Consider the following 14522-nt stretch of genomic DNA (forward strand, 5'->3'; position numbering starts at 1 on the left):
GAGGTGCAAAGGTGAATAAAAAGCAACTCATTACAGAGGTAAATGACTTATTAGAGACGTATTGCGAAGGATGTTTCTTACAGAATCATAATCGGAAAAATCATAGTAAATACTATGCTCATTCTTTTTGTATAAGGCAATGTACGGTTGGAGAGAAGTTGAAAAAGTATGGGGAGCAATTGTCATAAAAAAACATCCAGAGAATTTTCTCTGGATGTTTTTTTAGTGCTTCGCTTCGTGTAATTGATGCTCGCATTTGCTTAATTTTTTTTCTTCATTCATTAGAAATGGCTCATCTAAATCCGTCGCAACGGATTTCATGATTTCAAGCTGAGAACGAGCCGATTCTACTGCAGTAGTGGCATGCTCTAATGTGTCTGGATCCATTGAAATTGTTGCAGAACCTACCATTTTTTGTGCAGTTTCTACACGGAATTTTACTTCTTCAAAATCATTTACATGTGACCCCATTGTTATTGCCTCCTTTGTATTTTGCGCATTTCACATAGTTTTTGCTCTGTAAAACGGAAATATACAAAGGAATAACAAAGGAGGTTACCAAGTAAGGTAACCTCCTGTCATATGTGGGATTAAAGTTTTGCTACGTTAGCAGCTTGAGGTCCACGGTTTCCTTCAGTAATGTCGAAAGATACTTCTTGACCTTCCTCTAAAGCTTTGTAGCCGTCGCTTTGAATAGCAGAGAAATGTACGAATACATCTTCAGAGCCTTCCATTTCGATAAATCCAAAACCTTTTTCATTGTTAAACCATTTTACTTTTCCTTGCATGTCACAATTCCTCCTAAAAACGATTCCTTTTTTCATTTAGTGAAATTCATTTTAAAAAATAATATAAATAAAAAATGCTATTTTCTCGAATATTCTGCTAAATGATTAATTTAAATATACACGAATTGGTAGAATTTAGTCAAGTAAGCGCTTTTAAGTTTTTGTATTTTTCAATAATTTTTCTCGAATTTTTAAAAAGGTATAGGACAAGCCGAGTATGTAATATTCTTAAGTGAATGCTGTACATAATGAGGTGAAAGAATGGATGAGTCTTATTTATTAGATAATGAAGGAATGGAAAATAGAGTCGACATACCGAAGTGGGTTGCAAAAGAATTTCATAATTTTTCGAGTGTCGTGTTAGAACCAACTTTTCCGTGTTATTTCGGTTTAACAGCTTTGAAAAAGAATGAACTTCGTTATTCATTTCTCTCTCATAATGATTGGGGGCATTTACCCAATACAATGTTATCTTTTTTAGATTTAATGAGAGAGCGGCCGATTGTAAGAAGAGGATTTTTTCTTTTTGTGGAACCGGAATGTGAAGAAAAATCAATCGAATATTATCGAGAGTATTTTTGGAAAGTACTACAGTATTTGCATGAACAAGATAATCAATTATGGCCAAAGCAAATCCCGAAAAATCCAGAGCATTATTTATGGGAATTTTCATTTGGTGGTGAACCAATATTTGCATTTGGGAATGCGCCAGCTTATAAACAGCGAAAGACTAGGCATTTAGGAAATTCTCTCGTTATTGGATTCCAGCCACGAACTATTTTCGATGGATTAGAAGGAGATCGTCCTAAAGGATCGTATTCAAGACAAATGGTCCGTGAACGAGTTGAAAAGTGGGATCAGTTGCCGAAGCACCCTAACATTAGTCACTACGGCGATCCTAATCATCGTGAATGGAAACAATATTTCATAGGGGATGATATTGAGCCGATTAAAGGTAAATGTCCTTTTCAACATAGAGTAGAGAAATAAGAGCCATCAACAGGATGGCTCTTTTGTATATTTTGGATAAAAAAGGGTATTGTATTAGTGAATAATTTTTATGAAAGCTAGTCTATTTTCTATATTTACATCATTACTTAATAGTAAAAGAAGTAGAAAGGATAGAGCGATGTTTGGAGCAATTATACAACAAATAGTATTAGGTATTTCATTAGCTGCGCCTGTAGGTCCGATTAATATTGAAATGTTAAAAAGGGGAATTGAACGTGGATTTTGGCATGCTTGGATTGTTGGAATCGGAGGAATGACTGCTGACATTTTGTTTATGCTTCTTATTTATTTCGGTTTATCTTCTGTGTTTATGTATACATATGTACAAGCTTTTATGTATTGCGCTGGGTTTTTCTTGTTGTTTTATTTAGGGTTTCAAAGTGTAAAACAAGGAATTTCTCACTCTAATATGGAATATAAACAAGAAGAGATAGGTGGACTTAAACAATCTTTTATGGCAGGATTTTTTATCGCGATATCCAATCCATTAAATCTCGTTTTTTGGTTTGGTATATACGGAAGTACACTTAGCTCTTTGCTTACAAAGGTAACGAAACAAGAAGCTTTTTTGTACAGTCTTTGCATTATTGTTGGTATTATTTTGTGGAACTTAAATATTGCTTTTTCTGTACATTTCGGAAGAACTTTATTAAAGCAAAAAGCACTGGGCTATATTACAGCCGGAGCAGGTATTATTTTAGTAGGATATTCTATCCATTTTGCATACAAAGCTTTACAGTTGTTCATATAAGATTGAAGGGGAGATTTTTATGTATCGAACCACTATTGACGGAAAAGAAATTATCATCACTTTAGCACCAAAAATCCGAAAAGAAATTACTGATAGGAATCCACTATATGAAGCGGTATTTAAAAATGCAGCAAGGTTGCTGCAAACGAAACAACCAACGTTTGCGGTAAACCATGAAGTATTTGGGCTTATTATTGGAGAAGTACAAAGGGGTGAAGTAACAGTGTTTGCAGTAGAACACATTATCCCAAAGCAAAATATATTTGGTCCGAACACCTTTTTCTCGACAATAGAACAGCAGGCAAATTTGTAAAGTGAATAGAATAAGAATAAAATAGAAAAGAAATAGTCGTAACGATATGTTGCGGCTGTTTTTGTGGAGAAGGGGGAAGAAAGATGAAGAGAGTGGTAAAGGAGTTCTTTTTGCAACATGATATTGTTATTATGTATAGTGTTCTATTAATTTTTATCCTTATTTTAAAAATGCAATTTTTTACATGGATCGGTATGTTAGCGTGTGTGTTGGGGATTGTTTTTTATACGCTTAACGAATATATGACACATCGTTTTTTATTCCATTTAAAGCCGCCTAAAAACGCACTTTTATTAAAAATGTTAAGAAGATTACATTATGATCATCACGTCTATCCAGATGATTTGAAACTTTTATTTTTGCCTATATGGTTTAGTATACCTAGCTTTACTATATATTTACTTATATCATATGGTATTACAAAAAGTGTTACTGTTACACTTTCATTTGGAGTCGGAATGATTATCATGCTCCTCGTTTATGAATGGAAACATTATATTGCACATAAGCCGATTCGTCCCTTCACTAAGTTTGGAAGATGGCTAAAAAAACAGCATATATTACACCATTATAAAAATGAAAAGTTTTGGTTTGGTGTTTCAAATCCAGTATTCGATTTTATATTTGGAACGCTTAAAGATGGAAAAGACGTTGAATTAAGCGAAACAGCTCGTAATTTAGAAAAGGAGACAAAGACAGAAGTAGTGCGATAAGCACTACTTTTTTTATCCCGCTATTTGCGAGCAGTAAGACTCCCATCCCAAAATTCGGCGAATACGAAGAAGTTAGGTGGGAGTCGTGCTGCCCGTAACCCCCCACGCTGATTAAAGTTTCACTTTATTCTGTTTTAACGGGAATAAGAGTTTAATCGAATCAATCAAATTTTATGTTGAAAAAGTATATTGAAATTTTAGGAGAAAATGACGAAAAATGTCTATCGAAAAATCTTTGCAGGAATGTACGGATTGTCTAAAATGAAAATAAGTTTCTGAATATTTATAAAATTTAGTCTTTAGGTATGCAAGGAGAAATTGTATTTTAAGTTAAGAGAGGGGACCAGAGAATGAAACGAGATGATACGTCAGCACGTAAGTTACAAAATGAGGTGAATTATACAGAAGTTGTTCAGTCGGAAGAGTTTCAATTGTTATTAAATACGAAAAAGAAGTTTATCATTCCGATGAGTATTTTCTTTTTAAGTTTTTTTATTACATTACCTATTTTAACATCGTATTCAAAGGTGCTTAATACACCGGTGTTTGGTGATGTTACATGGGCGTGGGTATTTGCTTTTGCGCAATTTATAATGACATGGGCATTATGTATGATTTATAGCAAAAAAGCAGAATCCTTTGATGAAATCTCGCGAAAAATTCTGCAAGATATGCAACAAGGGAGGGGCTGACTTTGAATACAACCGCCTTTGCGCTATTTTTAATTATCGTCCTTGGTACACTTGTTATAACTTATTTCGCATCGAAAAAAACGAAAAATGCGAGTGAATTTTATACGGCTGGAGGGGGATTAACTGGTTGGCAAAATGGCCTGGCGATTGCCGGGGATTACATGTCTGCTGCGTCATTTCTTGGCATCGCCGGAGCGATAGCTTTAACAGGATTTGATGGGTTCTTTTATAGTATAGGTTTCTTAGTTGCTTACTTAGTTGTATTATACCTAGTTGCAGAACCGCTTAGAAATTTAGGGAAGTATACGTTAGCGGATATGATTGCGGCGCGTTTTGATGCGAAAAAGGTTCGTGGTATTGCAGCACTTAATACGATGACGATTTCGATTTTTTATATGATTGCACAATTAGTTGGTGCGGGTGCACTTATTAAATTATTATTAGGAATTGAATATACGACATCTGTTTTAATCGTTGGTACACTAATGACAGTTTACGTTATTTTTGGAGGTATGACTGCTACAAGTTGGGTACAAATTGTAAAGGCTGTACTACTTATGGCAGGTACATTTATTATTTCTGTTATCGTTTTCTCCAAATTTAATTTCAGTGTGACAGAAATGTTCGCTCAAATGAAAACAGCTACTCCATTGAAGGAATCGTTTTTAAATCCAGGAGTAAAGTATAAAGATGGTCTGGATACACTTTCTTTAAATTTAGGACTAGTTCTTGGTACGGCAGGATTACCGCATATTCTTGTCCGCTTTTTCACAGTACGTGATGCAAAAACTGCACGTCAATCAGTTGTGTACGCTACGTGGTTAATTGGTGCATTTTATATTATGACGATTTTCTTAGGATTTGGTGCGGCGGCGTTTGTAGGGAATGAGGCAATTATTCAAGCAAATCCAGCCGGTAATATGGCAGCACCTTTATTAGCTAAAGCATTAGGTGGAGATTTCTTATTCGCATTCGTATCGGCGATTGCTTTTGCAACAATTTTAGCTGTAGTAGCAGGTCTTGTATTAACAGCGGCTTCCGCATTTGCTCATGATTTTTATAACGAGATTATTCGCAAAGGAAAATCAACGGAAAAAGAGCAAGTTTCAATGGCTCGTTATGCGTCTATTGGAGTAGCGATAGTATCTATTATACTTGCTTTATTTGCGCAAACATTAAACGTAGCATTTTTAGTATCACTAGCATTTGCAGTTGCAGCGAGTGCAAATTTACCAGTTATATTATTTACAATATATTGGAAGCGTTTTAATACAACGGGTGCAATTTGTGGTATGATTGTTGGTCTTGTATCAGCAATTGTTCTTGTTGGGTTAAGTCCAAACGTTTGGAATCCTGTGGTAGGGAAAGCTATATTTGTTGGAGAGGCGATATTCCCATATACGACACCTGGAATTGTTTCTATTCCGCTTGGATTCCTTGCAGCATATTTAGGAACTGTTTTCTCTAGTAAGAAAGAAGATGCAGCAAAGTTTGATGAAATTCTTGTGAAATCTAATACTGGTCATGGTATTAGTGATGCTTCTTCACATTAAAAAAAGAGGAGCTTTTCGAAATATAAGAAAAGCTTCTCTTTCTTTTGGCATTTTCTTATAAAGTGAAACTTTAATCAGTGTGGGAGATTGTTCATCCCCCACACTGATTATTAGCCCTCACCAATCGGGCGTTTATGGGCAGTTAATCTCCCACCTAACTTCTTTGCTCCAGCTGAATTTTGGGGTGGGAGTTTTACTGCCCACAAATAGCGAGATAAATATTACTTTATTTTTGGTAGGATTTGTCTTGTGTTTGTGGAATGAAAATAGGCAGGGAGAAATTTAACTCATCATGGCACCAGCGCAGCTTTGTGAAAAATAAGTTGTTATGGAAGGTGGAAGAAATGATGAAGACAAAACAAACCGATGAATTATTAGCAAAAGATGAGCAATATGTTTGGCACGGAATGCGTCCTTTTAGCCCAAGTAGTACAATGGTAGGGGCAAAAGCAGAAGGGTGCTGGGTTGAAGATATACAAGGAAAAAGATACTTAGACGGTATGAGTGGTCTTTGGTGTGTGAATAGTGGATACGGAAGAAAAGAGCTCGCAGAGGCAGCTTATAAGCAATTGCAAACATTATCATACTTTCCGATGTCACAATCACATGAGCCAGCAATTAAGCTCGCTGAAAAGTTAAACGAGTGGCTTGGTGGAGAGTATGTTATATTCTTCTCTAATAGTGGATCAGAAGCGAATGAAACAGCTTTTAAAATAGCAAGACAATATTATGCTCAAAAAGGTGAACCGCATCGTTATAAATTTATGTCACGTTATCGTGGTTATCACGGAAACACAATGGCAACGATGGCAGCGACTGGACAAGCACAGCGTAGATACCAATATGAGCCATTTGCGTCAGGGTTTTTACATGTAACGCCTCCAGATTGTTACCGCATGCCAGAAATGGAATCGCAAAATATTTATGATGTAGAATGCGTAAAAGAAGTAGATCGTGTTATGACATGGGAATTAAGCGAAACAATAGCGGGATTTATTATGGAGCCAATTATTACAGGCGGAGGTATTTTAATGCCGCCACAAGACTATATGAAAGCTGTTCATGAAACGTGTCAAAAACACGGTTCGTTACTTATTAGCGATGAAGTTATTTGTGGTTTCGGGCGTACAGGAAAAGCATTTGGATTTATGAATTATGACGTTAAGCCTGATATCGTTACGATGGCAAAAGGTATTACGAGCGCATACTTACCATTATCAGCAACAGCTGTGAAAAAAGAAATTTATGAGGCATTTAAAGGAACAGGGGAATATGAATTCTTCCGTCATATTAATACATTTGGTGGAAATCCAGCGGCTTGTGCATTAGCGCTTAAAAACTTAGAGATTATGGAAAATGAAAATTTAATTGAGCGCTCTGCCCAAATGGGTTCACTTTTATTAAATCAATTAAAAGAAGAAATTGGGGAACATCCGCTTGTTGGTAATATTAGAGGGAAAGGGTTATTAGTTGGAATCGAACTAGTAAATGATAAAGCGACGAAAGAACCAATTGATAACGACAAAATTGCAAGTGTTGTAAATGCTTGTAAAGAAAAAGGACTTATTATTGGGCGTAACGGTATGACAACAGCGGGGTATAATAACGTTTTAACATTAGCACCGCCACTTGTTATTTCAAGTGAAGAAATTGCTTTTGTTGTTGGAACGTTGAAGACAGCGATGGAACGTATTTAATAAATAGGAGAGGAGCGAGCTGTAATATAAGGCTCACTTTTGTTTACTAGGAGGAGCTTTTAATGGAGAAATATGATCCTAACAAACATTATCACATCGGATATTATGAAGACGGATATGATTTAGAAGTGACAGCGTACAAAAGAATAAATGAGCCAGTTTGGGATGCTTATATTCCAAAATATGAGGCAGACGATTTTTATAAAAAGGTGGAGGAAATGAAACTTGGGGAATATATAGATGACTATGGCATAAAAGTATATTCATTTCGTGATGATATCGATGATGAAGAAGCACGAACTATTTTTGAAAAATGGTTAAAGACGAATGAGATTGTTTAAAGGTGAAACGAAAAAGGAGATTGCTATCTTATAAGATAGCAATCTCCTTTTATTATAGTAAACTTATTTACTTGCTTTCATTGCTTTATCTTTTGCACCAAAAGTGTATTTTAACATTGGTGGTGTAATCATCGTAGTTAAAATAACGACGATAACGATTGCTGTAAAGTAATCTTGTGCTAATAGGCCAGAAGAAAGTCCTGTTCCTGCGATGATAAGTGCAACTTCACCACGAGAAACCATACCAGCACCGATAATTGCAGAAGACTTTGCATCAAATCCAGTCATTCGTGCACCGAATCCACAACCGATTAGTTTTGTGAATACAGCGATTACTGTTAATGCTAAAATGAACCAAATTTGATCACCAATACCGTCAAATGTAATATTCATACCGATGCTAACGAAGAATACTGGTACGAACATAGCATAAGCGATTGGTTCTACTTTCTTTTCTACTTCATGTTTGTAGTTCGTTTGAGAAATAGCGATACCAGCTGCGAAAGCACCGATAATACCAGCAATTCCTAATAGTTCGCCGAAATATGCGAATGAGAAACAGATGATAAGTGCTGCGCTAACGATAGACTCAGATACGCGTAGTGGTGATAACCAACGCATAATCGCTGGAACACCTTTCCATCCGATTAAAATAATAGAAGCAAAGAATACTACTTTCTTCAAGATAACCATTGTTAAATTCACATCATCTGTACCTAAGAAGCTCATTGCGAATGCTAATAAAATAACAACAAGAATGTCATCAAATACAGCTGCTCCAAGCATTGTTGTACTTTCACGTGTTTTCATCTTACCTAAATCGCGAAGTGTTTGAACGGAAATACTAACACTTGTCGCACATAGAAGTAATCCTAAAAAGACAGCGTTCCCTTGTTCCATGCCCATAACAAGACCGGCAACGTAACCACCTACAAATGGAAGAACGATACCTCCAATTGCGACTGCTAAAGAAGAATTACGGTTTTCATTTAATTCTTTTAAGTCTGTTTCAAGTCCAGCCATAAACATTAAAAGAATAACCCCGACATTACTTAATTGCGTTAGAAGTTCTGAATTCTCAATCCAACCTAATAAAGCTGGACCGATAACGATACCGACAATTAATTTACCCAGTACAGAAGGTTGACCTAATCTAACACTAAGGTCACCAGCGAGCTTTGTACTTAATAAAATAAGTGCAATTTGAAAGAAAAATTCGAATTCCATCTGATCCTCTCCTCATCATTTTTAGTTTTATCATACGATTTCTCGGAATTTGCCTAATGAAAATATGTAAAAAACCATTAAACAAAGGGTCTGATTACAAGTTCTTTTGAACTCGTAATTTGAACCTGTAATTAATATATAATAAAATTTACTAAAAATCAATGAAAAAATAGCAGATTTTCATGATAGGATTCGATTTAGGTATGGAGGGAATCACTATATAATAAGAAGAAATAAGGCTACATTTTTAATGAATTGGAGAAGGGCATATGTTATTAAATAAACGTTTTACAATTGGGGAAATGGCAAAAATGCATAATATAGCGGAATCTACATTACGCTACTATGATGAAAAAGGAATTTTTCATCCGTCCATTGTGGACCCGCAAACGAATTATCGCTATTACACAATTGATCAGTTTTCACTATTAGACACGATTAAATTTTTACGCCAATTGAATATCCCGTTAAAGGAAATAAAGAAGTATATTGATGAACGAAATCCGTCTTATGCACTGAATTTACTTGAAAAACAACAAGAAATGATGCTGAAAAAGCAAAGAGAAATCGAGTATGCTTTGGCAAAAATGGAACATAAAATCCATTTAATGAAGAAAGCGACGGAATCAGAAGCGAATCAAATTATTTATAAAACTATACCGAAGCGAAAAATAACAGCGATTGCAGTTGCACCTAATACAACAGATGATATGTTTGAATATTATATCCATTCGCTACAAAAAAATATGAAGCAAATTGATAATAGTTTATTTTCAGGAGATATCGGTGTAACAGTTTCAAAAAAAGCATTACTTCAAAATGAGTTTCAAGCATATAACAGTGTGTTTATTTTATTGGATTACATGCCTTTTCAATTGCATACTTCAGATGAAATAAAAGAAGGGATATTTGCTTGTTCTTATCACCATGGACCATATGAAGAAACAGATGCAACGTATACGAAATTATTAAATCACATTGATAACGAAGGATACGAAGTATGCGGAGATGCGCTTGAGCTTGCGTTAATTGATTGGTCTGTAACAGAAAATCCGAAGGAGCAAGTAACGGAAATTCAAATACCTGTTGTTAAAAAATAGGCGTATATATTTTTCGATTCTCTATTGACCTTCAAGTAACTTGAAGGTTTAAACTGTGAACAGAGCATTGAAAAAGGAGCATTTATATGATGGAAACAACAGAAAAATTAAGAGAAAAACCTATTAAAAGTTTATTTATCACTTATTTAATACCAGCTGTTCTTGGGATGGTGTTAATGTCGGTTAATATTGTGATTGATGCGGTCATGATTAGTAGAGGAGTTGGAGCGAACGGTTTGGCTGGAGTAAACGTAGCTATTCCAGCGTTTTCAATTTTCTTTTCTATTTCATTATGGATTGGAATGGGCGGAGCAACGTTATATTCCATTGCACTAGGGGAAAATAAACTGGAAAGAGCAAGGTCTATTTTTACTCAATCTATGACAGTGGCAGTTATTATCGTAGGTGTTTTAGCGGCTATTTGCTTATGGAGAATAGAAGATATAGCATATCTATTCGGTGCAAATGAAGTGATTTTGCCATATGCGTTAGACTATTTACAAGTGTTATTAACATTTGGAATGATATACGTTTTAGAAAATATTTTAAGCACATTTATACGTAACGATGGAAATCCTAATTTAGCAATGGCAGGCCTTGTCGTAACGGCTGTATTGAACATAGTGTTTGACTATATCTTTATTTTCATCTTTGGATGGGGCGTAACAGGTGCTGCCTCAGCAACTATTCTTTCGGCGGCAATTGGTTTCCTTGTATTATTAACTCACTTCTTTAGAAAAAGTAGTGTTTTAAAGTGGACGAAATTCCATTTTGAATGGGATACGGTTAAACAAATTATGGTGATTGGTTTCCCAAGTTTTACAACTGAGATTACAGTAGCGATTGTAACGGTTGGTTTTAATATCGCTTTTGTTCAATATGCAGGAGAAGTAGGTGTCGCTTCTTATGCGATGGTCAATAGTATTCATGCAATGACATTATTATTGTTCTTCGGTGTTGGAGCCGCATTACAACCTATTGCTAGTTTCCACTATGGTGCAAATTTACCAGAAAGACTGCGTGAAGGATTACGGTTAGCTGTAAAAACTGCAGTTGTACTCGGAGGCGTAGCAATTGTTGTCGGTTTATTCTTCGGGAAATATATAATTGGTTTGTTTGATGTTCAATCCCCAGAACTATTGGAGTTAACGTTAACAGGTATTAGTTTATTCTTTATACAATATGTATTTTTAGGCTATAACATTGTGTATGGAGAGTATTTCCAATCAGTGCGACAAACGACAAAATCAGTTCTTATTATTTTGAGCCGTGGTTTACTATTTATTATTCCATTGTTATGGATTATGCCAAAAGTATTTGGTATAACCGGAATTTGGCTCGTTATGCCAGTAGCGGAAGTATTGACAGCAATTATCGTATTTACGATGAATCGTATGAAACATCCTGTTCCGTTAAACATGGCGAGAGAGAAAGAAGCAATATAGTGAAGAAAATCCCCTTGAACAAGTAAGGGGATTTTTTCATTCTTTTAAACTAATCGCAAAAGATCCATCTGTCTCCTGCACAGAAGCGAAAGCAACGTTTTTAATATTTGTAACGCCTTTCTCTTTTAACTCTGCATGTAACCACTTTTCGTTTTTATGGATTAACTTTAAGTTATCGTATTGAATTTGTGAATCAACGATAAGAGCAATTGGTAACCCTGCATACTTAACATCTATATTCATATCTTTTGGAGTCAATGGTACAAGTTCTCGCTTTGGTAAAATGCTAATGGCTCCATTCGCTTCTAAAATAGCGTATTCAATTTCATGAACACTTGGATATCCGGCGACGCGAAGATTAGAAAGCAATTCAGGGATCGGATATCTACTTTTTTGTAAGTTCTCAAAAATAATATCACCATGTTTAATTAAAATAATGGGGTGTCCGAGAATGAAACGATTTAGTTTATTGAGTAAGCTTAATTTGGTAAGAAGTAAATGCAAACATGTAATAACGACCATACCGAGAAATGCTTGTAAAGCACCAGCGACTGGTATGGCTTGAAAAGCTAAATAAGATAAAAAAATAATAGCCCCAAAATCATGAGGGGTTAGTTGTGCTAATGCAGATTTACCAAGTAGCTTAAGTGATAGTAAAAATAAGATGAAAAAGAATGATACATTAAATAAAAAGAGAAGCAAGAGGGACACTCCTTCGTGTGAAGTTGTACTTACTATTCCCGAAAGTAATATAAATATTACCTTTTATAGGATGAATTAGGGTGAATTGGAATTTGGCTGTATACAAACAAATAAATGGATATTATGATGAAGGAAGTAAAGGGAATAGGAGTATATGGATATGAGAAAGAAGAAAATAATTAAGTACATTTTAGTTGTTATAATGATCTTCGCCGTGTATGCGGGGTTTTTACAATATAACATCTATAAGCATGGGCATATGAATGCAATTGACGATGCGGATTATATAATTGTACTAGGATCGAAAGTAAATGGAACAAAACCTTCTTATTCATTGCAATATCGTATTGATAAAGCAGCTGAGTATTTAAAATCACATGATAAAACAATTGCTATCGTATCTGGAGGCCAAGGAAAAGGTGAAGATATTACAGAAGCATTAGCGATGAAACAAGGATTAATGGAACAAAATATTGCAGAAGACCGCATTATAATGGAAGACCGTTCGACGAGCACAGATGAAAATATTAAATTTTCAAAACCTCTTATCCCGGAACATATGAAAAAAGGGATGATTGTAACGAACGATTTCCATATGTTCCGAGCAAAAAAGATTGCAGAAAAACAAGGGTTGACATTAGAAGGTCTTCCGGCGAAAACACCGAAGCCAATTATTATTCAATCGAATGTACGAGAATATTTAGCGATTACGCAATATTGGTTTATGAATCGAATATAGTGAAACTCAAACTAAAATCCACCTGGAATCAGGTGGGTTTTAGTTTGAGAAAAATCTTACAAAGATGTCATGTTCATGAAAGGTAAAGCGATAGTTTCTAAAGTGGTTTCCTGACATAATGAAGGTAACAAAAAACTTTAGAGGTGAATCGGATGAAAGGAAATAATATTTTATCTTCGCTATGTTACTTTAGTATCTTTTTTGCACCATTTTTACTGCCAATTATCGTGTACTTCGTTGCGGAAGATGAAGTGAAATATCACGCAAAAAAAGCATTTTGGTCACATATTTTCCCGTACGCAATCTTATTTGGCGGATTAGCTTTATCAGGGGTATACGGTTTAAGTTTCAATCAATCTGAGAGCGTTGGAATTGGAATGGTTATAACGTATGCAGTGTTTATTCTTGTAGGAATTTATTACTTCATTTGGAATATTGTTAAAGGAATTAAAGTTTTGAAAGCAGCTTAAAAACAATTGCATAATAGCATATAAATCTTTCGTTATTTGTTGATAAGTCGATATCCTTTGTCGAAACGACCGATATAATTTCATATACCGTATTAATAGACATTAAAAAAGAGTAATTCGAAAAGAATTGCTCTTTTTGTGCTTATAAGTTGTGAATAATGAAAAAGATATGTTAATTTTTCATTATGAAGAGAAAGAAGGAGTGATTTTCATGAATGAGATGATACATAAAATGGAGCAACACGTTTCAGTTCGTAAATATAAAGAAGAACCAATTTCAAAAGAGATAGTAGAAAGAATGGTGCAAGCAGCACAACATGCGGCTTCCTCACATTTTGTACAGGCGTATTCTCTTATATATGTAACAGATCAGGAACTAAAGGCTAAACTAGCTGAATTATCCGGGAATCGTCACGTGAAAGACTGCGCAGCATTCTTTGTATGCTGTGCGGATTTAAAACGTTTAGAAACTGCATGTGAGAAACATGGAACAGAAATTAAACATGAGGGAGTAGAGGACTTTATTGTAGCAACAGTAGATGCCTCATTATTTGCACAAAACTTTGCACTTGCAGCTGAATCATTAGGATACGGCATTTGTTATATTGGTGGAATTCGTAATAACCCGAAAGAAGTGAGTGAATTGCTTCATTTACCGGATAAAGTATATCCGGTATTCGGAATGACAGTCGGCGTACCAGATGAAGATCATGGAGTAAAACCACGATTACCAGTAGCAGCAATTCTTCATGAAAATGGATACGATGAAAAGAAATATGATGAATTATTAAACGAATATGATGAAACGATGAGTGCGTATTACAAAGAAAGATCGTCAAATCAAAAAAACGTAACATGGACGGAATCAATGAGCACATTTATGTCAAAAGAGAAGAGAATGCATATGAAAGAGTTTTTGGGTGAGAAAGGATTAAATAAAAAATGAGTAAAAGACAAACCTGAGATGCGGGTTTGTCTTT

18 protein-coding genes are annotated in these 14522 nt (G+C 35.1%); 14 read left to right on the forward strand and 4 right to left on the reverse strand.

What is annotated here, in order from left to right; translation table 11 throughout:
- The first annotated feature begins 11 nt into the window (after nucleotides 1-11).
- A complete protein-coding gene (locus EXW56_RS08035; RefSeq protein WP_033711748.1) occupies nucleotides 12-188 on the forward strand; it encodes a zinc-finger domain-containing protein in 177 nt (58 codons plus the stop codon).
- A 34-nt stretch (nucleotides 189-222) separates the two neighbouring features.
- Here EXW56_RS08035 and EXW56_RS08040 read toward each other — a convergent pair whose 3' ends face one another.
- On the reverse strand, nucleotides 223-471 hold the full coding sequence (locus tag EXW56_RS08040; protein WP_002011905.1) for a DUF2564 family protein: 249 nt from the start codon (nucleotides 469-471) through the stop codon (nucleotides 223-225).
- Nucleotides 472-590: 119 nt separating this feature from the next.
- On the reverse strand, nucleotides 591-788 hold the full coding sequence (cspB, locus tag EXW56_RS08045) for a cold shock-like protein CspB (protein ID WP_002011904.1): 198 nt from the start codon (nucleotides 786-788) through the stop codon (nucleotides 591-593).
- 261 nt (nucleotides 789-1049) lie between these two features.
- Here cspB and EXW56_RS08050 point away from each other — a divergent pair, with 261 nt between their 5' ends.
- From EXW56_RS08050 to EXW56_RS08085, 8 genes are all read left to right on the forward strand, one after another.
- Nucleotides 1050-1778 (forward strand): YqcI/YcgG family protein, encoded by a 729-nt coding sequence (locus EXW56_RS08050; protein ID WP_002201094.1) that lies wholly within the window; start codon nucleotides 1050-1052, stop codon nucleotides 1776-1778.
- A gap of 139 nt (nucleotides 1779-1917) precedes the next feature.
- Nucleotides 1918-2550 carry a LysE family transporter gene (locus EXW56_RS08055; protein ID WP_002201093.1) on the forward strand — a complete coding sequence of 211 codons (633 nt, stop codon included), beginning with the start codon at nucleotides 1918-1920 and terminating at the stop codon, nucleotides 2548-2550.
- 19 nt (nucleotides 2551-2569) lie between these two features.
- Nucleotides 2570-2863 carry a hypothetical protein gene (locus EXW56_RS08060; RefSeq protein WP_002011898.1) on the forward strand — a complete coding sequence of 98 codons (294 nt, stop codon included), beginning with the start codon at nucleotides 2570-2572 and terminating at the stop codon, nucleotides 2861-2863.
- 83 nt (nucleotides 2864-2946) lie between these two features.
- Entirely contained in the window at nucleotides 2947-3576 is a 630-nt protein-coding gene (locus tag EXW56_RS08065) for a sterol desaturase family protein (RefSeq protein WP_002201092.1), read from the forward strand.
- Nucleotides 3577-3926: 350 nt separating this feature from the next.
- Entirely contained in the window at nucleotides 3927-4268 is a 342-nt protein-coding gene (locus EXW56_RS08070) for a DUF485 domain-containing protein (protein WP_002158517.1), read from the forward strand.
- 2 nt (nucleotides 4269-4270) lie between these two features.
- Nucleotides 4271-5821, forward strand: coding sequence for a solute symporter family protein (locus tag EXW56_RS08075; RefSeq protein WP_002201091.1), 1551 nt, complete (start codon nucleotides 4271-4273; stop codon nucleotides 5819-5821).
- Between the two features lie 347 nt (nucleotides 5822-6168).
- A complete protein-coding gene (locus tag EXW56_RS08080; protein WP_002158515.1) occupies nucleotides 6169-7518 on the forward strand; it encodes an aspartate aminotransferase family protein in 1350 nt (449 codons plus the stop codon).
- 62 nt (nucleotides 7519-7580) lie between these two features.
- Nucleotides 7581-7859: a DUF3986 family protein gene (locus tag EXW56_RS08085; protein WP_002201090.1), complete on the forward strand. Its 279-nt coding sequence runs from the start codon at nucleotides 7581-7583 to the stop codon at nucleotides 7857-7859.
- A gap of 63 nt (nucleotides 7860-7922) precedes the next feature.
- Here the strand turns inward: EXW56_RS08085 and EXW56_RS08090 are convergent, their stop codons facing one another.
- Nucleotides 7923-9086: a cation:proton antiporter gene (locus tag EXW56_RS08090; RefSeq protein ID WP_002201089.1), complete on the reverse strand. Its 1164-nt coding sequence runs from the start codon at nucleotides 9084-9086 to the stop codon at nucleotides 7923-7925.
- A 269-nt stretch (nucleotides 9087-9355) separates the two neighbouring features.
- Here EXW56_RS08090 and EXW56_RS08095 point away from each other — a divergent pair, with 269 nt between their 5' ends.
- On the forward strand, nucleotides 9356-10186 hold the full coding sequence (locus EXW56_RS08095; protein ID WP_002201088.1) for a MerR family transcriptional regulator: 831 nt from the start codon (nucleotides 9356-9358) through the stop codon (nucleotides 10184-10186).
- A gap of 86 nt (nucleotides 10187-10272) precedes the next feature.
- Entirely contained in the window at nucleotides 10273-11631 is a 1359-nt protein-coding gene (locus EXW56_RS08100; RefSeq protein WP_002201087.1) for an MATE family efflux transporter, read from the forward strand.
- Nucleotides 11632-11667: 36 nt separating this feature from the next.
- Here the strand turns inward: EXW56_RS08100 and EXW56_RS08105 are convergent, their stop codons facing one another.
- Complete coding sequence (locus tag EXW56_RS08105) at nucleotides 11668-12333, reverse strand: DUF421 domain-containing protein (protein ID WP_002201086.1); 666 nt, start codon at nucleotides 12331-12333, stop codon at nucleotides 11668-11670.
- A gap of 160 nt (nucleotides 12334-12493) precedes the next feature.
- On the opposite strand from EXW56_RS08105, the gene EXW56_RS08110 reads away from it, so the two are divergent.
- From EXW56_RS08110 to nfsA, 3 genes are all read left to right on the forward strand, one after another.
- Nucleotides 12494-13072, forward strand: coding sequence for a YdcF family protein (locus EXW56_RS08110; RefSeq protein ID WP_002201085.1), 579 nt, complete (start codon nucleotides 12494-12496; stop codon nucleotides 13070-13072).
- 152 nt (nucleotides 13073-13224) lie between these two features.
- The gene (locus tag EXW56_RS08115; protein ID WP_002158508.1) at nucleotides 13225-13542 is read left to right on the forward strand and encodes a magnetosome magnetite crystal formation protein family; all 318 of its coding nucleotides are present in this window, start codon (nucleotides 13225-13227) and stop codon (nucleotides 13540-13542) included.
- A 211-nt stretch (nucleotides 13543-13753) separates the two neighbouring features.
- A complete protein-coding gene (gene nfsA / locus EXW56_RS08120; protein ID WP_002201084.1) occupies nucleotides 13754-14488 on the forward strand; it encodes an oxygen-insensitive NADPH nitroreductase in 735 nt (244 codons plus the stop codon).
- The last annotated feature ends 34 nt before the right edge of the window (nucleotides 14489-14522 follow it).

Source organism: Bacillus mycoides (genome assembly GCF_018742245.1).
Classification (GTDB): Bacteria; Bacillota; Bacilli; order Bacillales; family Bacillaceae_G; genus Bacillus_A; species Bacillus_A cereus_U.